This window comes from Methylorubrum populi, assembly GCF_002355515.1.
Taxonomy (GTDB): domain Bacteria; phylum Pseudomonadota; class Alphaproteobacteria; order Rhizobiales; family Beijerinckiaceae; genus Methylobacterium; species Methylobacterium populi_A.
The window spans coordinates 1,982,956-2,002,439 of sequence record NZ_AP014809.1 but is presented as its reverse complement, the minus strand read 5'-3'; the positions used below and the strand labels follow the sequence as shown (position 1 = coordinate 2,002,439).

Here is a 19,484-nt window from a genome sequence, read left to right as displayed (position 1 = left end):
TCTTTTCGGACTCCCGTGGGCAGGCCTGCGGGACGGTGGATCACTCCGATCCACAAAGCCCCCTCCTCCCAAACGCGAGGCCGAAGCGAGGAGGGGCAGGTCGTTCAAGTCAGGTGAGGCGGTGCCGCTCGCACCACCCCGAAGCCCCCTCCCCGCTCGGAAGAGGGGACAGCGCGATTACGCCGCGCGGGCGAGCACGTCGGCCACGGTCCGGCCGAAGGAGCCCGGATCGGGCGCGACGGTCAGGCCGTAGGACTTCATGATCTCGGCCTTCTCGGCGGCGCTGTCGCCGGTCGCCGAGATGATCGCGCCGGCATGCCCCATGCGGCGGCCCTTCGGCGCAGTCAGTCCGGCCACGAACCCGATCACGGGCTTCGAAAAGTTCTCCTTGATCCAGGCCGAGGCCTCGGCCTCCTGCGGGCCGCCGATCTCGCCGATCATCAGCACGGCCTCGGTCTCCGGGTCCTGCTCGAACAGGGCGAGATGGTCGAGGAAGGAGGAGCCGTTGATCGGATCGCCGCCGATGCCGACGGAGGTCGAGATGCCGATGCCGAGCTCCTTCATCTGCGCGGCAGCCTCGTAGCCGAGCGTGCCGGAGCGGGAGATTACGCCGACCTTGCCCGGCAGGTAGATGTGGCCGGGCATGATGCCGAGCATCGACTTGCCCGGCGAGATGATGCCGGCGCAGTTCGGGCCGACCACCATCGTGCGCTTCTCCTTCGGATAGCGCCGCAGGTAGCGCTTCACCCGCATCATGTCCTGGGCCGGAATGCCGTCGGTGATCGAGCAGACGAGCCTCAGACCCGCATCGGCCGCCTCCATGATCGCGTCCGCCGCGAAGGGAGGCGCCACGAAGGTGATCGAGGTGGTGGCGCCGGTCGCCTCCACCGCCTCCTTGACGGTGTTGAACACCGGCACGCCGCAATGGGTCTTGCCGCCCTTGCCCGGGGTGACGCCGCCGACGACGTTGGAGCCGTAGGCGATCATTTCCTTGGCGTGGAAGGTGCCCTTATCGCCCGTGATGCCCTGGACGAGGATCGGGGTCTTCTCGTCGATGAGAATGCTCATGGCGTGATTCCTCCCCCGTTCGTCAGTGCTTGGCGCCGTGGCAGGCTTCGACGGCCTTGCGCGCGGCTTCCGTGAGGGTGTCGGCGGTGATGAGGTCGAGCCCGCTCTCGGCGAGGATTTTCTGGCCCTCCTCGACATTCGTGCCGGCCAGACGCACCACGAGCGGCACGTCGATCTTCACCTCGCGCGCGGCCTTCACCACGCCCTCGGCGACCCAGTCGCAGCGGTTGATGCCGGCGAAAATGTTGACGAGGATCGCCTTCACGTTGCGGTCGGACAGGACGAGACGGAAGGCCGTCGCAACCCGGTCTGGGCTGGCACCACCACCCACATCCAAAAAATTCGCCGGCTCGCCGCCCGCGTGCTTGATCATGTCCATGGTCGCCATGGCCAGACCCGCTCCGTTGACGATGCAGCCGATCTCGCCGTCGAGGCCGATATAGCTGAGATTGTGCTCGGCGGCCTGGGCCTCGCGGGGATCGCCCTGGGATGGGTCGTGCATGTCCGCGATGTTGCGGCGGCGGAACAGGGCGTTGTCGTCGAAGGACATCTTGGCGTCGAGCGCCAGCACCCGGTCGTCCTTGGTGACGACGAGCGGGTTGATCTCCAGCATGGTGCCGTCGCAGTCGCGGAACGCCCGGTAGGCGTTCATGATGGTCTTCACCGCGGCCGAAACCTGCTTGATGTTGAGCCCGAGCTGGAACGCGATCTCGCGGGCCTGGAACTGCTGCAGGCCGACCGCCGGCTCGACCACGACCTGGATCAGCGCCTCGGGCTCCTTGGCGGCGATCTCTTCGATATCCATGCCGCCGCGCTGGGAGGCGATGACGCGGACGCGCTCGGCCTTCCGATCGAGAACGTAGCCGAGATAGAGTTCGCGCTCGAACGGGTCGGCGGTCTCGACATAGACGCGCTGGACTGGCTTGCCCTCAGGTCCGGTCTGAAGGGTGACGAGGCGTTTCCCCAGCAGGTCGCGGGCGGCGTCGCGCACCTCGTTGTAGGTGCGGCAGAGCTTGATCCCGCCGGCCTTCCCGCGGGCGCCGGCATGGATCTGAGCCTTCACCGCCCAGAACGAGCCGCCGAGCTCGGTCGCCGCGTAGACCGCCTGATCCGGGCTGAAGGCCACGGCGCCCTTCGGGACGGCGACCCCGAAGCTCGCGAGCAGCTCCTTGGCTTGGTACTCGTGAACGTCCATCGAGACCTCCTTCGCGTTTCCGTCGTTTTTGTTGGGCCAACCTTCGCGGAAAAATTACTTTTCGGGAAGCGGGTCGGCTCTCAATTTTTTCTTTTTTGGTACTTTAGTTTGCTTGCCCGTCAGAGACTTAGCGGGCTTCTAAATTGAGGATCGGGCGGCGCGGACACTGGGTGTAGCAACGCTCGTCCTGCCCTCGCCCTCATCCTGAGGTGCCCGCGTGAGCGGACCTCGAAGGATCGTCCAGAAATCGCGCGGGTCACGGAAGGTCCTCGGAGGCCGCTTCGCGGCACCTCAGGACGAGGGGCAGGGTTGGACGGCGGCCGTCCGCTCTCAGTCCTTGCGAGGCGCAGCCACAGGACTCGCCCCGGCCGGAACCGTTACACTCGGGAATGGCTTCGCATCCGCCCGCGATGACGGCGGGCGGATGCGTAGGTCTCAGTTCACCTTGGCCTTCACGACCGCGTAGACGCGCTCGTTGATCGCGCCGGCCTCGGCCAGCAGGGATTCCAGCTCCTTCAGCCGCTCCTCGGCGAAGGCGCGGTCGTCCAGGCCCTTGGCGTTGACGTAGACGTTGAGCGCCGCCGAGCGCAGGCCGGCATAGGCCGACAGCACCGCGACACCGGCGTCCGAAATCACGTTGAGATTGCCCTTCTCGGCGACGATCTCGGCGAGATCGATCACCTCGCGGCAGACGCGGCAGCAGGCGAGCGGCACGTCGGTCGCGGTCTTCAGGGCCTCCTGGATCTTGGCGGCGCGGGCGGCCTTCTCCTCGTCGGTGTTCTTCGGCAGCCCGTAGGCGCCCATCACCGCATCGAACGCCTCGACGTCGTCGGCGATCATGCCGGTCAACGTCCGGCGCAGGCCTTCCGACTTCTCCAGCACCTGCTTCAGGTCGGCCTCGACCTCGACGTACTTCTTCTTGCCGATGGTGAGGTTGCAGACCATCGAGACCAGCGCCGCGCCCATGGCGCCGGAGATCGCCGCCGCCCCGCCGCCGCCGGGGGTCGGAGCCGAACTCGCCAGGCCGTCGAGGAAGGTTTCGATCGTCTCGTTCGCGGCCATGGGTCCCTCCCCTGTCAATTCTTGTTGGTTCGTCGAGGCGGCGCCGAAGGCCGGCGCCGCCCCTTGAGCTGTGACCCTTTAGGGCCGTGAGCCGTCAGGCCATTTCCTTGGCCAGCTTGTAGATCTCCTCGGCGTCGAAGACGCCTTCGCTCGACTCGAACAGCTTGGCGATGCAGGCGCGGTGCAGCTTGAGCTTCAGGCCGCCGATGCCGAGCGCACCGAAGGCGCGCTTTCCGCCGTACTCCTTGCCCTTGTCGGTCGCATCGATCCCGCCGATGCCGAGCGGCGGCTGGGCGTTGTAATCGGCCACGATCTCGACCGAGGACTCGTTCTGCCAAGCCGCCTGCGGCAGCAGTTCGAGGCCGATCGCGCCAGCGGTGAAGATGAGGTGGGCGCCCTTGATCACCTCCGAGCGCGAGGCGTCGTCCGGGGTCTCGGCGGCGGTGACGTTCACCTTGAAGCGCTTGTTCACGGAATCGGCCGCGGCCTGCGCCTTGTCGAGCTTGCGCCCGCACAGCACGACCTCGGCGCCCTCGCCGGCGAGCAGCGCCGCCGAGCGCATGCCGACCGGGCCGGTGCCCGCGAGCACCACGGCCTTCTTGCCCTTGACCGAGCCGCCCGCCGCCTTGACGACGAGTGCCACGCCCGCCGCGGCGGTGGTGTTGGAGCCGTTCGAATCCAGCATGCAGGAGACGCGGAACGGGCCGAAGAAGCGCTTCTTCACCGCCGCGAACACCCGCTCGCCGGCCGCCATGTCGCCGCCGCCGACGAAGATCGCCGTCGACTGCTTCTCCTTGCCGCCGCGGGTGTAGATCGTGCCGTCGACATAGGCGCCGACGTTCTCGGGCGTGACGTTGCCGTAGCCGGTGATGTGGTCGGCACCGCCGTCGTAGCCGACGACGACGTCGAACACGCTCGGCGTGGGATCGGTGTCGAACTGGAAGAGCAGCTTCTTGGACATGGTTCCTCTGGCCGGTTGGTCATGGACCGCGGTGACGGATCACGCGGCGCCTCTGCATGGAGGATGAGCCCAGGGCCGTGCAGCCCCGGTCGTCCTCGCCCCTTAGATTCTTTTCGTGACGCGGCCCCGTTCCGAGGCCGGCGCGCCTTACGCTTCGACGACGTTCTGCGGCTTGCCCGCGACGAAGGCCTCGACGTTGTCCACGAGCTGGTCGGCGAGGATCTGCATCGCCTCCTTGCTCGCCCAGGCCACGTGGGGGGTGACGATCAGGTTCGGCAGGTCGGCCTCGCACAGGATGTTGCCGTCCTTCGGGGGCTCCTGGGCCACCACGTCGAAGCCGGCGCCGCCGATGGTGCCGTCCTTGAGCGCCTGGAGAAGGGCCGCCTCGTCCACGAGCCCGCCGCGGGCCGTGTTGATGAGGATCGCCGACTTCTTCATCTTCTTGAGCTGCTCGGCCCCGATCATGTTCTTGGTGTCGGGGGTGAGCGGCACGTGCAGCGTGATGACGTCGGACTGGGTCAGGATCGTCTCGAGATCGACGAGGCCGTCCTGCGGGAACACGTCGTAGGCCAGCACCTTCATGCCCAGCGCCTCGGCCCGCTTGGCGATCGACTTGCCGAGCGCGCCGTAGCCGATGATGCCGAGCGTCGAGCCGGCGATGTCGTAGATCGGATAGTCGAAGTAGCAGAACTGCTTCGACTTGTTCCAATCGCCCCGGCGCACCGAGTTGGCGTAGGGCACGATCGCCCGGCGCAGGGCGAACATCAGGCCGACCACGTGCTCGGGCACGGTGTTGAAGGCGTAGTTGCGGATGTTGACGGTCGTGATGCCCTGGGTCTTGGCCGCGGCCTTGTCGACGACGTCCGTGCCCGTGGCGGCCACCGCGATCAGCTTCAGGTCGGGAAGCTGCTTCAGCGTGTCGGCGCGCATCGGCACCTTGTTGATGATCGCGATCTCGGCGCCCTGAAGGCGCTCCACGATCTCTTCCGGCGTCCAGGTCGACTCGTATTCCTTGTACTCGTGCGGGAAGTTGAATTCGCGCACCGTCGCGTCGAGCGACTCGCGATCGAGGAAGACGACTTTCTTTGTCATTCTGGACCCCTTCCGGATCGACCGGCGGGCGTAACGCCGGCCCCGTTTCCTCACCTGCTTCGACGCGTTTCCCCTGCCACGGCCAGCCGGCCGTGGCAGGGGGCGCCGTTCTTATATTGAGCGGAAGCGGCGCCGTTGGAACCGGCGCCGCTCACCAAAATCAGGACTTCGAGAGGGGGTTCTCACGCAGGTAGCTGGAGGCCGCGGCCACGCCCGAGCCCGGAGTCACCTTTACGCCGTTGTCGAGGAGCGACATCTCGGCACCGGCGATGGCGCCGAGCAGGGACAGCTCGTTCAGGTCACCGACATGGCCGATGCGGAACACCTTGCCCGCGACCTGAGACAGGCCGGCGCCGAGCGCGAGGTTGTAGCGCACATAGGCGTGCTTGATGATCTTGGCCGCGTCCACACCCTCGGGCGCCAGGATGGCGGTGACGGTGTCGGAGTTCCACTCCGGCGACTTGGCGCAGGTCTTCAAGCCCCAGGCCGCGACGGCCTGGCGGGTCGCCTCGCCGAGCACGGCGTGGCGGTGATAGACGTTCTCCAGGCCTTCCTCGAACAGGCAGGCGAGCGCCTCGCGCAGGCCGTAGAGCAGCGGCAGCGGCGGGGTGTAGGGGAAGTAGCCGGCCGGGTTCTGCTTCTTGTGGTCTTCCCAATCGAAGTAGACGCGGGCGAGCCGGTCGTTGCGGCCGGACGAGCCCTCGGCGGCCTTGAGCGCCTTCTGGCTGACGCAGATCACGCCGAGGCCGGCGGGCAGCATCAGGCCCTTCTGGGAACCGGCGATGGCGCAGTCGACCTTCCACTCGTCGGCGTAGAACGGCAGCGAGCCGATCGAGGACACGCCGTCGACGAACAGCATGGCCGGGTGGCCGGCGGCGTCGATCGCCTTGCGCACGGCACCGATATTCGAGGTCACGCCGGTCGCGGTCTCGTTGTGGACCACCATGACCGCCTTGATCTCATGGTTTTTGTCGGCGCGCAGGGCCTCCTCGATCTTCTCGGGCTTGGCGCCGGTGCCCCACTCCTCCTCCTGGACGATCACGTCGAGGCCGAGGCGCTGGGCCATGTCGATCCAGAGGTGGCTGAACTGGCCGTAGCGCGAGGTCAGCACCTTGTCGCCGCGGGCGAGCGTGTTGGTCAGCGCCGATTCCCAGATGCCGGTGCCGGAGGCCGGGAACAGGAAGATCGTGCCCTCGGTCGAGCCGAACACCTTCTTGGTGTCCTCGAACAGCGGCTTGGTCAGCGCGGGGAAGTCGACCGAGCGATGATCCTCGGACTGCACCATCATGGCGCGCATCACCCGGTCCGGGATGTTGGTCGGGCCAGGAACGAACAGGTGGTTGCGTCCCGGACGTCTCGTTGCCGCCATGAAAGTTTCCTCCAATTACATCGTTCTGGACGGACCAGCCGTTAAGGCCGCGATCCCGTCCGATCCTGGTGGCGGGCACAAGCCCGCCGCGAAACGTCGTACGGCCTCCCCGCACCGCGCACGAAAAGGCCTCGCGCGGGCCGGGGCCCTATCCCTGCCATGTCGGATCGTTGACCGTCCCGGAGCGGCGAAGCGGCCGTCATGCCGCCCGCGTCGCGGCGCGTGCAGCCACGCCGGTCGCCTCCAGAGGACCGAACCCTCGTTGCGTCAGCCCAGCGCCGCATTCAAGCGCGCTCCTGCTGATTGTCCAGCGCTCCCATCCGTCCCGGCCATTCCCACACCGCTCGGGGGGCGTTTTGCCGCGCGCATCGAAGCACGCGCGGCGGATGACCTTGGCCGCCGTTATGCCTCCCCCGCCTGGGAATGGAAAACGGAAAAAACTGAACTGAAAAACAAAAAGATTTTCGCATGCACGGCCCGCGGACCGGGTCTGCGGCCGGCCGGGTCCGGCGTGGCAGACGGGCAACTCGGCGGCCGCACCGCCACACGACGAGGCGCACGGCCGTCATCAAACTGAGATCGGAATGCGATTTGGCTCTCCTCCGTCGCGATGCGGTTGTGAGAAGCCGGAGGCGCCCGTGTCCCAAGATCCGGAATCGACCATCCGCGTTCGGACGCTGTTTCTGTCCGATCTGCATCTCGGCACCAAGGGCTGCCAGGCGGCCCTGCTGCTCGACTTCCTGCGCGACGTCGATGCCGACACGATCTACCTCGTCGGCGACATCGTCGACGGTTGGCAGCTCCGCTCCGGCTGGTACTGGCCGCAGGCGCACAACGACGTGGTGCAGAAACTGCTGCGCAAGGTGCGCAAGGGCGCGCATGTCGTCTACGTGCCCGGCAACCACGACGAGTTCCTGCGCAACTATATCGGCACGACCTTCGGCGGCATCGAGATCGCCGACAGCCGGGTCCATGTCGCGGCCGACGGCAAGCGCTACCTCGTCATCCACGGTGATCAGTTCGACATGGTGGTGCGCCACTCCAAATGGCTCGCGCATCTCGGCGACTGGGCCTACACCACGGCGCTCACCGTCAACACGGTGGTCAACCGGGTGCGCCGCCGCCTCGGGCTCGCCTACTGGTCGCTCTCGGCCTGGGCCAAGCTCAAGGTGAAGAACGCGGTCAACTTCATCGGCCAGTTCGAGACCTTCCTGGCGAGCGAGGCCCGGCGCCAGGGCGCGGACGGGGTGATCTGCGGCCACATCCACCACGCGGCCCACCGCGAGGTCGAGGGGCTGACCTACCTCAATACCGGCGACTGGGTGGAATCCTGCACCGGCATCGTCGAGCATTACGACGGCCGGATGGAGGTGCTGCACTACCCCACCATGCTGCGCGAGCGCCGCGCCGCGGAGACGTTCGAGCCCGAGATCCGCCGCGCCGTCGCCTGAGCCGAGCGATGACATCCCCCAAGAGGCCGGAATGAGGCTGCTGCTCGCCACCGATGCGTGGCACCCGCAGGTCAACGGCGTGGTGCGCTCCGTGGAGCGCATGGCCGAGGCCGCCGCCGGCCTCGGCGTCGAGCCGCTGATGCTGACGCCGGCCGACTTCGCCTCCCTGCCGATGCCGGGCTATTCCGAGATCCGGCTTTCCCTCGTGACCCGCGGGCGGGTGCTCGCGCGCTGGAAGCGGCTCGCGCCGAGCCATGTCCACATCGCGACCGAGGGGCCGATCGGCCACGCGGTGCGCGCCGCCTGCCTGTCGCTGAACCAGCCCTTCACCACGAGCTACCACACCCGCTTTCCCGAATACCTCGCCGCCCGCGCCCCCGTGCCCGAGGCCTGGAGCTACGCGTGGCTGCGCCGCTTCCACGCGGCGGCGAGCGGTACGATGGTGAGCACGCCCTCCCTCGAACGGGAATTGGCGGGACGCGGCTTCACCCGCCTGATGCGCTGGACCCGGGGCGTCGACACCGACCTGTTCCGCCCCCGCGGCGAGGACGCCAGGGCACAGCTCTTTCCCGACCTGCCCCGCCCGATCTTCCTCTCGGTCGGGCGGCTGGCGGTGGAGAAGAATCTCGCCGCCTTCCTCGCCCTCGACCTGCCGGGCTCCAAGGTGGTGGTCGGCGACGGGCCGGACCGGGCCCGGCTCCAGGCGCTGGCGCCCGAGGCGCATTTCCTCGGCGCGCTCACCGGCGAGGCGCTGGCGCGGGTCTATGCCAGCGCCGACGTCTTCCTGTTCCCGAGCCTCACCGACACCTTCGGCATCGTGCTGCTCGAAGCCCTGGCCTCGGGCCTGCCGGTGGCAGCGTTCCCCGTCACCGGGCCCCTCGACGTCATCGGCGGCACCGGCGCGGGTGCCCTCGACACCGACCTGCGCAGGGCCGCCCTCGCGGCGCTCACGATTCCGCGCGAGCGCTGCCGGGCGGAGGCCCTGCGCTACACCTGGGCCGAGAGCGCGCGGCAATTCTACGACAACATCGAGACCGCGCACGCGCTGGGTCCGACCCCGCGCTCCCCGCACCGGGCGAGCAGCGGCGCGCTGCCCCGCCCGGCTGATCCATTTCCGCCACGGCCGGGCTCGTCCGCGCCGTTCTCGCCCCCGCCGGGATGACCGACGGCCGCGGGGATGCGAGGATCGGCGCCATGCCGCCCCGCTCGAAATCCGAAAAAGCCCCGCGCCCGTTCGATCCGGCCCTCGCCGCACGCTACCCGGCGGTCATCGGCTGCGACGAGGTCGGGCGCGGCGCCCTGTGTGGGCCGGTGATGGTGGCGGCGGTCTGGTTCGACCCCCTCGCCTTTCCCCCCGAAATCCTGGCCCGGCTCGACGACAGCAAGCGCCTCGACCGCGCCACGCGCGAAGCCCTGACGCCGCTGATCCGGGCGCATGCGCGGGTCTCGCTCGCGGCGGGCTCGCGGGCGCTGGTGGATCGGGTGAACGTGCGGGCCGCGACTCTCGACGCCATGCGCCGGGCGGTGGCGGGCCTCGGACTCGACGCGACCGTGCTGGTGGACGGGCGCGACGCGATCCCCGGCCTGACCCAGCCCTGCCGCGCCGTGATCGGCGGCGACCGCCTCGTGCCGCAGATCGCCGCCGCCTCCATCGTCGCCAAGACCCTTCGCGACGCGATCATGCGGCGCCTCGCCCCGCGCCATCCGGACTATGCCTGGGACCGCAATGCCGGCTACGGCACCGCCGCCCACCTCGCCGGGTTGACGGCGCGAGGGCGCAGCCCGCACCACCGGGTGAGTTTTACGGGACGCTTCGCGGCCGCGGGTGTCGTCTCGACCGGGTGACGCCCCCGCTTGAACCGGCCGCACGCCGTCGAGCCCCCGTCGGCAGGCGGGATTCCCGTCGGCCGAGGAGCCGTCAGAACAGGGCGAGCTGGTCCCCCGCGCGCGGCGGCACGCGAAACAGCTCCGTCGTCTGGCGGACCGGCTCCTCCGGAAAGCCGAGCCGCCGCTTGGCCAGGGCGAAGCGGCGGCGGATCAGATCGGCATAGGGGCCCTGGCCGATCATGCGGGTGCCGAAGGCGGCGTCGTAGGTCTTGCCGCCGCGGGCCCCGCTCAGCAGCGAGAAGACGTGCGCCTTGCGTCCCGGATAATGCTCGCTGAACCAGTCGCCGACGAGGTCGTCGAGTTCGTGCGGCAGGCGCAGCAGCACGTAGCCGGCCTCCCGCGCCCCCGCCGTCCGGGCCGCTTCCAGGATCGCCTCGATCTCGTGGTCGTTGAGCGAGGGGATGACGGGGGCGGTCAGCACCATCACCGGCACGCCCGCCTCGCTCAGGGCGCGGATCGCCTCCAAGCGCTTGCGCGGATGCGGCGCGCGCGGCTCCATGCGGCGGGCCAGATCCGGGTCGAGGGTGGTGACCGAGATCGCCACCTTCACGAGCCCCTGCGCCGCCATCGCCGCGAGGAGGTCGCGGTCGCGCAGGATCAGGTTCGACTTGGTGACGATGCCGACCGGGTGGCGGAAGCGGGCCAGCACCTCCAGCACGGCGCGGGTGATGCCGTGGCTGCGCTCGATCGGCTGGTAGGGATCGGTCGCGGTGCCAAGCGCGATGGTCCGCGGCCGGTAGCCGGGGGCCGACAATTCGCGCTCCAGAAGAGCGGCCGCGTCGGGTTTCGAGAACAGCCGCGTCTCGAAATCGAGCCCGGGCGAGAGGCCGACATAGCCGTGGTTCGGCCGGGCGAAGCAGTAGATGCAGCCGTGCTCGCAGCCGCGATACGGGTTGATCGAGCGGTCGAACGAGATGTCCGGCGAGGCGTTGCGGGTGATGATGTGGCGGGCGCGCTCGGGCATCACATCGGTGCGCCGCGGGCGTTCCGCCTCCTCCGGCCAGCCGTCGTCGAAGGTCTCGCGCCGGGTCGCCTCGAAGCGCCCGTCCGGATTGGTGGTTGCGCCGCGCCCGCGCCGCGCTTCGGGCGCGACCCGGGCCGCGTCATGCCGGGAGCCATCCGGCTTGCCGTCCAGCGGCTTTCGTCCGTCACCCACCCCCGACGCCCACCGTTTCCCGATCGTCCTACCGCTCGTCTTTTTAAGAACATATCAGGAACATGGGAAGCGGGAATGCACAAGTTTCATGCAAGGACTGGCTTTCACCGTCATTCCGGGCCGTCCGCGGGAACGGCCGCGCAACGAAGGCTTTGCGCGGGCACAAAATCGGTTATTCGCGCGGCATGATCTCCGGCCTCATCCACGTGGCACGATCCTCCGACCCGGTCGCGATCGAGTGCCTCGCCGACACGCTGAGCGCACTCGTCGCCGGCGTGGCGGCCGGACTCGTCGGCGATGCGGTGATCGTGACGGCGGATTCCTGCTCCGCCCTGGAGACGATGGCCGAGGGCAGCGGCGCCACGCTGGTGGTGCGACCGATGGGCGCCAATCCGTGGAGCGCGGGTGCGCGAGCCGCGCGGCGCGAGTGGCTGCTGTGCCTGGAGCCGGGCGACATCCCGGCGGAGGGATGGATCCGCAGCCTCGATCGCTTCGTCGGGACCGCCCGTCCGGACATGGCGCTCGGCCGGATGCGTCGCCCGCACACCGCCCTGCCAGCCCGGATCGCCGCGCGGGGCGAGAGCGTCGTGGGCGTGCGCAGCCCGCGACCGGGCGACGTGGTGCGGCGGGAGCGGCTGCTGGCCGGCCTGCCGTTCTCGCCCCGGCTCAAGGTGCGGATGCTGTCGGTCCGGCTCGACCGCAGCTGAGGGCACCGGACGACGGCCGCGGGCCTTTTGGAAAAAGACGATGCTCTCGGCAATCAGCCGACCCGGAACCACGGGGGCGCGGCGCGCATCAGCACCATCACCGCCGCGGCCGCGAGTGCCGCGCCCACGGTCATCTCGGCCGAATGCGCGTATCCGGCGCGCTCGAGGGCCATGGCGGCGGAAGCGATCGTCAGCGCGATGCCGGCGGGAACAAGATGCGTGGCAGAGGCGTTCATACCTCTCGCTCTACACGATCTCGCTTGCGCAGGGATGGTGTCGGCGCATCGCCAAGCCGACAAAATCGCGCGAGTCGGCGAGCCTGCCGCTGTTGGGCCCAAACGCGAAAGGCCGCCCCGTCGCCGGAGCGGCCTCGACACATCCATAAGAGGATGAAGCGGAAGGCTTACTTGATCTTGGCTTCCTTGAACTCGACGTGCTTGCGCGCGACCGGGTCATACTTCTTCATGACCATCTTCTCGGTCTGCGTGCGGGAGTTCTTCTTCGTGACGTAGAAGTAGCCCGTATCGGCGGTCGAGACGAGGCGGATCTTGACGGTAACGGCCTTGGCCATGGCTGGGCGCTCCTAAAGCGGGTCGAGGGGCGATTCGCTGGTGGCGCGCCAGCGCGGGCGAAACGCAAAAGGCCGGGAAGCCCCGGCCGAATTCCGGCGCGGTCAATGCCCGATGGGGCGCGCTTCGTCAAGCCGCGGACGGGCCGCGAGGCAAGCCGGCGCCCTCACCGCGGCGGGTAGGTGTGCCCGTCGGCCGGGAAGCGACCCGCCTGCACCTCGTCGGCGTAGGCACGCACGGCCTCCTCGATATGGGCGCGCAGCGAGCCGAAGCTCTTGACGAATCTCGGCACCCGGTCGCTCAGGCCCAGCATGTCCTCGAGCACGAGGATCTGCCCGTCGCAGGCGGCGGTCGCGCCGATGCCGATGGTCGCCGCGCGGATCGCGGGATCGGTGGCAATGGCCCGCGCCACCGGCTCGACGATGCCCTCCATGACGATGGAGAAGGCGCCCGCATCGCTGATCGCGCGGGCATCGGCCCGGAGGCGATCCTCGTCGCCGGCGCCGTGCCCCTGCACCTTGAAGCCGCCCATCGTGTTCACCGATTGGGGGGTGAGGCCGATATGGCCCATCACCGGCACGCCCCGCTCCGTCAGGAAGGCGACCGTCTCGGCGAAGCGCGCGCCGCCCTCCAGCTTGACCGCCCCGGCCCCCGTCTCCTTCAGGACGCGGGCGGCATTGAGGAAGGCCTGTTCGCGGCTCGCCTCGTAGGAGCCGAACGGCATGTCGACCACCACGAGCGCGCGCGAGGTACCGCGCATCACGGCCTGGGCCTGGAGAATCATCATCTCCAGGGTCACCGGCAGGGTCGATTCCATCCCGTGCATGACCATGCCGAGGGAATCACCCACCAGCACGAAGTCGCAATAGGCGTCGACGATGCGGGCGGTGTGGGCGTGGTAGGCGGTCAGCGCGATGATCTTGCGCCCCTCGGCCTTGCGCTTGATCAGATCGACCGCCTGGAGACGACGGGTTTGAACGACCTGCGACATGTCTCGTGATCCGGAAGGCTGGCTTTCCCGCGGCGCCCGGCCGGGCACGGCGTGCGGAACGCCTCTATAAGCCCGTTCGCGCCGCCCCGCAGGGGGCATATGGGCCGGTTCCAGGGGATCGGAAGAGAAGTGTTACCCGGAGGGGCCTGCCTTCTCCTGCGCCGGCGTTCCGGCCCCTCACGCGGCGACCACCGGGAACGGTGGCCGAGGATCGACGTGAAAGGTGCTTCGGTCGCCCTGTCTGCCCATTTCCGGGCATTTCCTCCCTAGACTTCGGGCCGCCTCCGGGCCCGCCGTTTTTCCGCCACATCTCGGCCGGTGTCAATGGCGCAGCCTGATGTTCAGAGGCTTGAGATTGCTCGAATTTTAGACGCGCGAGGCGGCTTGGCCGCATGATGGCAACAATGTGTCAAAACGCCTTTTCGAGGAGTTGCTCGATCCATTCGGGCTGGGTCTCGCCGACCGAGCGGGCGATCTCGGTCCGGCCCTTGTAGAGGATGAGCGTGCTCTGCATCTGCGCGCCGAAGCGGCGGACGAGGTCGCGCTGCGTGTCGAAGTCGAGCGTGAAGACGGCGAGCGCCTTGAAGCGCGGCTCGGCCGAGAGGGCTGCCACGATCGGCTTCTGTGTCCGGCAGATCGGACACCAGGGCGCCGAGATCTGCACGAGGATCGGCCGCCCCTCGTCCTGCGCCGCCTCGAACGCCTTGGCGTCGAAGGCGACGGGTTCGGCCGCGGACCCGGCCTTCGGCAGGCCGCCGGACAGGAGCGCGGACAGGAGCGCGACCGCGAGGAAGAGACCGTGGCGGCGGGTCGTCATCGCTTCATCCTCGCCCTCTCCTGGCTCCCTCGCGGCACGCCGCAGGTCCCTTCAGCGCTCGGCCGCGCGCCCTTCGCCCGATTCGGCCCAGACCCGGTCGGGCTTGACGACGGCGGTGTCGTGGTCGTCCTGCCAGCCCTCGACGCCGAGGGGGAACCAGTGGACGCGGCTGTAGCCGGCCGCGACCAGCCGCTTGCCGGCATTCCAGCTCCCCCAGCATTCCGGCCGGCAGAAGGTCACGATTGGCTTGGCCCTGTCGCCGCCGGTCAGCTCGGCGACCCGCCGGAGGAAGGCCTCCTCCTTCTCGGGGGCGAGGGGTGCAGCGCCCGCACCCGGCATCCAGACCGCGCCGGGAATCGAGCGGTGCGTCGGCAGCCACGGCCGGTCGGCCGGCAGTCCCGCCGGGCGATGGTCGGCGAGCACCACGTCGATGAGGACGGGCTTGTCCGGCAGCAGCTTTTCGAGCCCCTCCCGGTCGATGACCGTGGCGCCCTTCAGGGTCGCCGGCGTGTAGCCCCGCGGCGGCCCGGTATAGAGGCCGTCCGGCTCGGGAACGTTGACCGGCGAATCGGCCGGTCCGGCCGCGCCGAGCAGCAGACCCAGTGCCGTGAGGGCGGTAGCCCTGGCGATCGCCCGCATGGTCCGGTCCCTCGGCATCAGTTGCTCGCGGAGGGAAGCGGGAAGCTGTGCTCCCAGCGTCCGCCCTGATTGTCGGAGGCCACGACCTTGATCGGGCCCTGGATGTCGGGCCGCATCGCGAAGTTGATCACCGGGTTCGAGGCGATCGAGATGTCGCCGTCGAGGTGGAACACCAGCTTGTCGCCCGAGGTCACGTCGAGCTTCTCGATGTAGCGGGCGGGGGTATAGTCGCGGGTGATCTGGTTCATCTGCATGCCCGAGAAATTCGGGTGCCGGATCATCAGCGTCGCCTCGACCGGCTTGCCGGCCTGAGGCTCGCCGGCGAACTTCAGGCGCATCTCGCCCATGCCCTTCATCGCCTCCTCGTCGCTCATGCCCATCGGCGCCGAGCAGCCGCCCGAGGCCTTCACGAACTTGGCGGACTCGAGAAGCCGCCCGTCCTTGGTCTCCACCACGGCGTGAACGTTGGTGTAGTTGTTCACCCGCACCCGCAGCTTGATCTCGCCCGGGTCGGCGGCCGGGCCGAAGGTGAAGTGCGCCGCGTAGGGCGAGGGATTGTCGTCGATGACGAAGTAGAGGCCCTTCACGCTGTCCTTGTCGGCGAGCGTCAGGCCGATCGGCACCAGGGCGGCGTCGAGGGCACGGGCGGGGGCGTCGATGGTCACGGCGCTCTCGCTGGCCTCGACCTTCCGGTCGCCGAAGATCGAAGTCTTGATCTCGGACCAGCGGGCGGCGCGCTCCTCGTCGGTATCGGTGGCGCCGGCCCGGACCGGAGCGGGCGCGAGCGCGAGGGCCGAGAGCGTCAGACTGAGGGCGAGCATCAGGCGTTTCATGGTCGTCTCCTTCCCGGAAGTCCCCCGAAGCGTGCGGCGGTCATTCCCACTCGAGTTCTTGGTAGGCCTGGGTGACGTTGCGGCCGTTATAGGTGTCGAACAGGGCCCAGTTGTCCTTCTCGCCCTGCGCCACAGTCCGCACCGCGGTATCGATCGGCACGCCGCCGGCCACCGCCTTGCGGGTCTCGTCGCGCAGCGCCGAGAGATAACGCGCGAGGTCGGCCATCGTCGGCGCGAGGGCCACTCGCGTCGGGCCGTGGCCGGGCACGGCGTCGGTGGCGCCGACCGCCTTCAGCCGCTCGATCTCCTTGAACCAGCCGAGCAGGCTGCCGTCGAGCGAGGGGATGCGGCCGACGAACAGAAGGTCGGCGGGAAACAGCAGCCCGCTGCCGGTGTCGAGCATCGACAGGTCGCACGTCGTGTGTGCGCTGCCGTGGGCGGTGAGCCGCAGGGTGCGGTCGCCGAGGTCGATCTCCGCGCCGTCCTTCACTTCCATCGTCGGGTAGACGACCTCGCCCGCCTTGTCCGCGCCGAGGATCTCGGCGAGGCGCTGGCGGTAGAATTCACCGCGGGCATCGAGCGCGCCGCGCAGGGCGGCATGGCCGACGAAGGTCGGGCTGTCGCCGCGGAAAGCGGCGGCGCCGAAGACGTGGTCGGGATGCACGTGGGTGAGCATCACGTAGCGGATCGGCTTGTCGGTGCGCCGGGCGATCTCGCGGCGCAGCCACTGCCCGTCGGCGAGGCTGCCGCCGGATTCGGTGACGAGTACCCCGTCGCGCCCGACGATGAAGCCGATATTGGCGATGCCGTCGGCGTTCTGAGGCGTCGCCTCAGCGTCCGGGCCCCGGCGGATGAAGACGCCCGGCGCGACCTCGTCCATCGACAGCGCGTCGGCCGCGAAGCCGGGCCGCGGCAGACAGCACAGGCACAGGCCGCCGAACAGGGCTGCGCGGCGCGTCATGGAGGCGGTCACAAGGCGGCTCAACGGGCGCCTCCACCCGGTTCGAGACCCTGGCACGACCGTACCGCCATCGGCCGCTTCCTCCCGGCGCTTTTATCGATATAGTGCAAACCATCTAGTAGGTAGATTTTTCGGCCGTCAAGTGCCACGATCCCGCAAGGGCGGGGCTCGTCGCGATCACGTGATCGGCCGGATGGGACGGACCTCGACGGTGGACGGACGATGAGAGACACGCGCGCGTCGCTCCTCGGCGAGGCCGAGATCTTGGTACGCGGCCGGGGCTATTCCGGCTTCAGCTATGCCGACCTCGCCGAGGCGGTCGGCATCCGCAAGGCCAGCATCCACCACCACTTCCGCACCAAGGAAGCGCTCGCGAAGGCGCTGATCGAAGCCTACGACGCGCGTTACGATGCGGCCCTCGACGACATCTCGGGTGCGACCAGCGACGGCGTCGCCCGGATCGAGGCCTATGGCCGGCTCTATCTCGGCGGGGTCGAGAGGGGGCTCGGCTGCCTCTGCGCCGCGCTCGCCGTCGAGCTGGAGACCTTGCCCGAGGCACTGCGCCGCGCCATCACCGCCTTCTTCGACAAGCACATCGCCTGGCTTGCCGGCGTGATCGAGGAGGGTCAGATCGACGGCAGCGTCCGCGCCGGCCTCGACCCGCAGGCCCATGCCCGGATGATCCTGGCGACGCTGGAGGGGGCGCTGCTGCTGGAACGCTTCCTCGCCGGACCGGAGGGCTTCGTCCGGACGCTGGCGGCCTTGAGCGAGGGGTTGCGGCCCACCGCCTGACGCTGGCGGATCCGGGTTGCGTCACGACGGCCTTCCACGGCCGACGGATGATACAATATGACAGGCATCACCGTCCTACCGCACAGGTCCCAGGATCCCGCATGTCCGACGCCTCCCCCCTCGCCGCCGCGTCCCCGAAAATCCCGGTCACCGTGCTCACCGGCTATCTCGGGGCCGGCAAGACGACGCTGCTCAACCGCATCCTCACCGAACAGCACGGCAAGCGCTACGCCGTGATCGTCAACGAGTTCGGCGAGATCGGCATCGACAACGACCTCGTGGTCGGCGCCGACGAGGAAGTGTTCGAGATGAACAACGGCTGCGTCTGCTGCACCGTGCGCGGCGATCTGATCCGCATCATGGACGGGCTGGTGAAGCGCCGCGGCAAGTTCGACGCGATCATCGTCGAGACCACCGGGCTGGCCGACCCCGCCCCGGTCGCCCAGACCTTCTTCGTTGATCAGGATGTCGGTGAGGCCGCCCGGCTCGACGCGGTGGTGACGGTGGCCGACGCCAAGTGGCTCACCGACCGGCTCGCCGACGCGCCCGAGGCCAAGAACCAGATCGCGTTCGCCGACGTGATCCTGCTCAACAAGGCCGATCTCGTCTCCGCCGGTGACCTCGACCGGGTCGAAGGCCAGATCCGCGCGATTAACCCCTGGGCCAAGGTCCACCGCACCGAGCGCTGCGCGATCCCGCTCGATCAGGTGCTCGACCGCAACGCCTTCGACCTCTCGCGCATCCTCGACGTCGAGCCCGACTTCCTGGAGGAAGGCCACCACCATCACCACGACGAGCAGATGCAGTCGGTCTCGGCCCGGATCGACGGCCCGGTCGATCCGGAGAAGTTCATGCCCTGGATCTCGAACCTGACCCAGGTTCAGGGACCGGACATCCTGCGCTGCAAGGGCATCGTCGCCTTCCCCGACGAGCCGAAGCGCTTCGTCTTCCAGGGCGTGCACATGATCCTCGACGGCGACGTTCAGGGGGAATGGGGCGCCGACGAGCCGCGCGTCTCCCGCGTCGTGTTCATCGGCCGCAACCTCGATCCGGACGCGATCCGCGAAGGCTTCTACGCCTGCAAGGCGTGAGGGATCGCATCTCCCTCGTACGCACGGAAACGGGCCGCCCTCGCGGGCGGCCCGTTTCCGTTGCCGAGGGATCGGCCGGACGTTCAGCGATGGCGATTGCGTCGAGCCTGAGCGGGGCGCCCGACACGGCCTCCCCTTCGATCGAGCGGACGCCGTATCGGGAGCCGGACAGCCTCAGGGGTTGAGCAGCAGGGCCGCTGAGCCGATCGCGGCGGTCGCCAGCCCGATCGCGCACATGCCGATCATCCCGTAAGAAAACGCTTTCATGATCCGCATCCGCCGAAAATCCTCCAATCCGCCCCGTCAGGAGCCCGTCCGATCAGGGCGCTCTCCGCCGACGGAAACCGATCCGGCGGAGAGCGGCCCTTCAACCACAGCGTCGAGAGAACCGTTGTCCGACCGGACCGGACGCGGAGCCTTAGCAGCGGTAACCGCCGGCGGTCTGGCCGTACTGCTTGACCGGGAAGTTCTGCTGATTGGCGTTGCCCTCCGCAGCCGAGCTCGCCGGGCAGGACGCGTAGAACGGGCTGTCATGGGCGCCGAGGGGCGCATTCCAGCCGGACGTCAGCGGCATCGGACGTGCATGGAATTCGCTGTAGGCCAGAGCAGACGTGACGGGAGCGACACCGAGAACAAGGGCGGCAACGACGGAAGCGATACGGGTCTTCATGCGTTTCTCCAGTTCTTTCTCTTGATAAATCCGACGCTGCGAACTCACTTCGTCTTCGATGAATTGAATATGGGAACGCACCTCCCGTAGCGACGTGCCATGGCGCACGCGCTAGACCAAGTTGGGCTCGCCCCCGTTTTTCCGATCTCTTGTCGAGGCTCCAGCCCCGCATC

At 68.8% G+C, this 19,484-nt stretch carries 21 protein-coding genes; 6 read left to right on the top strand and 15 right to left on the bottom strand.

Annotated features, from left to right (window positions below; translation table 11 throughout):
- Positions 1–177: 177 nt before the first annotated feature.
- The 6 genes from sucD to MPPM_RS09175 all read right to left on the bottom strand — a co-directional run bounded on the left by sucD (position 178) and on the right by MPPM_RS09175 (position 6,747).
- Positions 178–1,068: a succinate--CoA ligase subunit alpha gene (sucD, locus tag MPPM_RS09200; RefSeq protein WP_096484797.1), complete on the bottom strand. Its 891-nt coding sequence runs from the start codon at positions 1,066–1,068 to the stop codon at positions 178–180.
- Positions 1,069–1,090: 22 nt separating this feature from the next.
- On the bottom strand, positions 1,091–2,263 hold the full coding sequence (locus MPPM_RS09195) for a malate--CoA ligase subunit beta (RefSeq protein WP_017485215.1): 1,173 nt from the start codon (positions 2,261–2,263) through the stop codon (positions 1,091–1,093).
- A gap of 435 nt (positions 2,264–2,698) precedes the next feature.
- Positions 2,699–3,325 carry a methenyltetrahydrofolate cyclohydrolase gene (fchA, locus tag MPPM_RS09190; protein WP_096484796.1) on the bottom strand — a complete coding sequence of 209 codons (627 nt, stop codon included), beginning with the start codon at positions 3,323–3,325 and terminating at the stop codon, positions 2,699–2,701.
- A gap of 94 nt (positions 3,326–3,419) precedes the next feature.
- Positions 3,420–4,286, bottom strand: coding sequence for an NADP-dependent methylenetetrahydromethanopterin/methylenetetrahydrofolate dehydrogenase (locus MPPM_RS09185; RefSeq protein WP_096484795.1), 867 nt, complete (start codon positions 4,284–4,286; stop codon positions 3,420–3,422).
- Between the two features lie 147 nt (positions 4,287–4,433).
- Positions 4,434–5,378, bottom strand: coding sequence for a D-2-hydroxyacid dehydrogenase (locus MPPM_RS09180; protein WP_096484794.1), 945 nt, complete (start codon positions 5,376–5,378; stop codon positions 4,434–4,436).
- A 160-nt stretch (positions 5,379–5,538) separates the two neighbouring features.
- On the bottom strand, positions 5,539–6,747 hold the full coding sequence (locus MPPM_RS09175) for an aminotransferase class V-fold PLP-dependent enzyme (RefSeq protein ID WP_096484793.1): 1,209 nt from the start codon (positions 6,745–6,747) through the stop codon (positions 5,539–5,541).
- A 638-nt stretch (positions 6,748–7,385) separates the two neighbouring features.
- Here MPPM_RS09175 and MPPM_RS09170 point away from each other — a divergent pair.
- From MPPM_RS09170 to rnhB, 3 genes are read left to right on the top strand one after another with little or no spacing between them, the layout of a single operon-like run.
- Positions 7,386–8,198 (top strand): UDP-2,3-diacylglucosamine diphosphatase, encoded by an 813-nt coding sequence (locus tag MPPM_RS09170; protein ID WP_096484792.1) that lies wholly within the window; start codon positions 7,386–7,388, stop codon positions 8,196–8,198.
- A 31-nt stretch (positions 8,199–8,229) separates the two neighbouring features.
- Positions 8,230–9,360, top strand: a complete 1,131-nt coding sequence (locus MPPM_RS09165; protein ID WP_096484791.1) for a glycosyltransferase family 4 protein — start codon at positions 8,230–8,232, stop codon at positions 9,358–9,360.
- 32 nt (positions 9,361–9,392) lie between these two features.
- A complete protein-coding gene (gene rnhB, locus MPPM_RS09160) occupies positions 9,393–10,043 on the top strand; it encodes a ribonuclease HII (RefSeq protein WP_096484790.1) in 651 nt (216 codons plus the stop codon).
- 73 nt (positions 10,044–10,116) lie between these two features.
- On the opposite strand, the gene MPPM_RS09155 is transcribed toward rnhB, so the two are convergent.
- Positions 10,117–11,241: a PA0069 family radical SAM protein gene (locus tag MPPM_RS09155; protein WP_173807899.1), complete on the bottom strand. Its 1,125-nt coding sequence runs from the start codon at positions 11,239–11,241 to the stop codon at positions 10,117–10,119.
- 185 nt (positions 11,242–11,426) lie between these two features.
- Between MPPM_RS09155 and MPPM_RS09150 the strand changes: the two genes are divergently transcribed.
- Positions 11,427–11,948, top strand: a complete 522-nt coding sequence (locus tag MPPM_RS09150) for a glycosyltransferase family protein (protein ID WP_096487794.1) — start codon at positions 11,427–11,429, stop codon at positions 11,946–11,948.
- A 53-nt stretch (positions 11,949–12,001) separates the two neighbouring features.
- Here MPPM_RS09150 and MPPM_RS09145 read toward each other — a convergent pair whose 3' ends face one another.
- The 7 genes from MPPM_RS09145 to MPPM_RS09115 all read right to left on the bottom strand — a co-directional run bounded on the left by MPPM_RS09145 (position 12,002) and on the right by MPPM_RS09115 (position 16,770).
- The gene (locus tag MPPM_RS09145) at positions 12,002–12,184 is read right to left on the bottom strand and encodes a hypothetical protein (RefSeq protein ID WP_096484788.1); all 183 of its coding nucleotides are present in this window, start codon (positions 12,182–12,184) and stop codon (positions 12,002–12,004) included.
- A gap of 167 nt (positions 12,185–12,351) precedes the next feature.
- Entirely contained in the window at positions 12,352–12,519 is a 168-nt protein-coding gene (rpmG, locus tag MPPM_RS09140; protein WP_003602581.1) for a 50S ribosomal protein L33, read from the bottom strand.
- Positions 12,520–12,683: 164 nt separating this feature from the next.
- Positions 12,684–13,508, bottom strand: coding sequence for a 3-methyl-2-oxobutanoate hydroxymethyltransferase (gene panB / locus MPPM_RS09135; RefSeq protein ID WP_096484787.1), 825 nt, complete (start codon positions 13,506–13,508; stop codon positions 12,684–12,686).
- Positions 13,509–13,917: 409 nt separating this feature from the next.
- Positions 13,918–14,325: a thioredoxin family protein gene (locus MPPM_RS09130; RefSeq protein ID WP_096484786.1), complete on the bottom strand. Its 408-nt coding sequence runs from the start codon at positions 14,323–14,325 to the stop codon at positions 13,918–13,920.
- 51 nt (positions 14,326–14,376) lie between these two features.
- The gene (locus tag MPPM_RS09125; RefSeq protein WP_096487793.1) at positions 14,377–14,964 is read right to left on the bottom strand and encodes a rhodanese-like domain-containing protein; all 588 of its coding nucleotides are present in this window, start codon (positions 14,962–14,964) and stop codon (positions 14,377–14,379) included.
- A 17-nt stretch (positions 14,965–14,981) separates the two neighbouring features.
- Positions 14,982–15,797: a quinoprotein dehydrogenase-associated SoxYZ-like carrier gene (locus MPPM_RS09120; RefSeq protein WP_096484785.1), complete on the bottom strand. Its 816-nt coding sequence runs from the start codon at positions 15,795–15,797 to the stop codon at positions 14,982–14,984.
- 40 nt (positions 15,798–15,837) lie between these two features.
- Positions 15,838–16,770 carry a quinoprotein relay system zinc metallohydrolase 2 gene (locus MPPM_RS09115; RefSeq protein ID WP_096484784.1) on the bottom strand — a complete coding sequence of 311 codons (933 nt, stop codon included), beginning with the start codon at positions 16,768–16,770 and terminating at the stop codon, positions 15,838–15,840.
- A gap of 210 nt (positions 16,771–16,980) precedes the next feature.
- Between MPPM_RS09115 and MPPM_RS09110 the strand changes: the two genes are divergently transcribed.
- Together MPPM_RS09110 and MPPM_RS09105 are read left to right on the top strand one after the other, a co-directional pair.
- The gene (locus MPPM_RS09110) at positions 16,981–17,550 is read left to right on the top strand and encodes a TetR/AcrR family transcriptional regulator (protein ID WP_096484783.1); all 570 of its coding nucleotides are present in this window, start codon (positions 16,981–16,983) and stop codon (positions 17,548–17,550) included.
- A gap of 101 nt (positions 17,551–17,651) precedes the next feature.
- A complete protein-coding gene (locus MPPM_RS09105; protein ID WP_096484782.1) occupies positions 17,652–18,641 on the top strand; it encodes a CobW family GTP-binding protein in 990 nt (329 codons plus the stop codon).
- A gap of 418 nt (positions 18,642–19,059) precedes the next feature.
- Here MPPM_RS09105 and MPPM_RS09100 read toward each other — a convergent pair whose 3' ends face one another.
- On the bottom strand, positions 19,060–19,311 hold the full coding sequence (locus tag MPPM_RS09100; protein WP_096484781.1) for a hypothetical protein: 252 nt from the start codon (positions 19,309–19,311) through the stop codon (positions 19,060–19,062).
- Positions 19,312–19,484 lie beyond the last annotated feature (173 nt).

What these genes read in the sequence shown, in the direction of transcription:
- MPPM_RS09125 (WP_096487793.1), bottom strand. Translation starts at nt 14,964, where the DNA reads ATGCGGGCGATCGCCAGGGCTACCGCCCTCACGGCACTGGGTCTGCTG.
- fchA (WP_096484796.1), bottom strand. Translation starts at nt 3,325, where the DNA reads ATGGCCGCGAACGAGACGATCGAAACCTTCCTCGACGGCCTGGCGAGT.
- MPPM_RS09110 (WP_096484783.1), top strand. Translation starts at nt 16,981, where the DNA reads ATGAGAGACACGCGCGCGTCGCTCCTCGGCGAGGCCGAGATCTTGGTA.
- MPPM_RS09165 (WP_096484791.1), top strand. Translation starts at nt 8,230, where the DNA reads ATGAGGCTGCTGCTCGCCACCGATGCGTGGCACCCGCAGGTCAACGGC.
- MPPM_RS09180 (WP_096484794.1), bottom strand. Translation starts at nt 5,378, where the DNA reads ATGACAAAGAAAGTCGTCTTCCTCGATCGCGAGTCGCTCGACGCGACG.
- MPPM_RS09150 (WP_096487794.1), top strand. Translation starts at nt 11,427, where the DNA reads ATGATCTCCGGCCTCATCCACGTGGCACGATCCTCCGACCCGGTCGCG.
- MPPM_RS09130 (WP_096484786.1), bottom strand. Translation starts at nt 14,325, where the DNA reads ATGACGACCCGCCGCCACGGTCTCTTCCTCGCGGTCGCGCTCCTGTCC.
- sucD (WP_096484797.1), bottom strand. Translation starts at nt 1,068, where the DNA reads ATGAGCATTCTCATCGACGAGAAGACCCCGATCCTCGTCCAGGGCATC.
- rnhB (WP_096484790.1), top strand. Translation starts at nt 9,393, where the DNA reads ATGCCGCCCCGCTCGAAATCCGAAAAAGCCCCGCGCCCGTTCGATCCG.
- MPPM_RS09120 (WP_096484785.1), bottom strand. Translation starts at nt 15,797, where the DNA reads ATGAAACGCCTGATGCTCGCCCTCAGTCTGACGCTCTCGGCCCTCGCG.
- panB (WP_096484787.1), bottom strand. Translation starts at nt 13,508, where the DNA reads ATGTCGCAGGTCGTTCAAACCCGTCGTCTCCAGGCGGTCGATCTGATC.
- MPPM_RS09195 (WP_017485215.1), bottom strand. Translation starts at nt 2,263, where the DNA reads ATGGACGTTCACGAGTACCAAGCCAAGGAGCTGCTCGCGAGCTTCGGG.
- rpmG (WP_003602581.1), bottom strand. Translation starts at nt 12,519, where the DNA reads ATGGCCAAGGCCGTTACCGTCAAGATCCGCCTCGTCTCGACCGCCGAT.
- MPPM_RS09175 (WP_096484793.1), bottom strand. Translation starts at nt 6,747, where the DNA reads ATGGCGGCAACGAGACGTCCGGGACGCAACCACCTGTTCGTTCCTGGC.
- MPPM_RS09145 (WP_096484788.1), bottom strand. Translation starts at nt 12,184, where the DNA reads ATGAACGCCTCTGCCACGCATCTTGTTCCCGCCGGCATCGCGCTGACG.
- MPPM_RS09185 (WP_096484795.1), bottom strand. Translation starts at nt 4,286, where the DNA reads ATGTCCAAGAAGCTGCTCTTCCAGTTCGACACCGATCCCACGCCGAGC.
- MPPM_RS09105 (WP_096484782.1), top strand. Translation starts at nt 17,652, where the DNA reads ATGTCCGACGCCTCCCCCCTCGCCGCCGCGTCCCCGAAAATCCCGGTC.
- MPPM_RS09100 (WP_096484781.1), bottom strand. Translation starts at nt 19,311, where the DNA reads ATGAAGACCCGTATCGCTTCCGTCGTTGCCGCCCTTGTTCTCGGTGTC.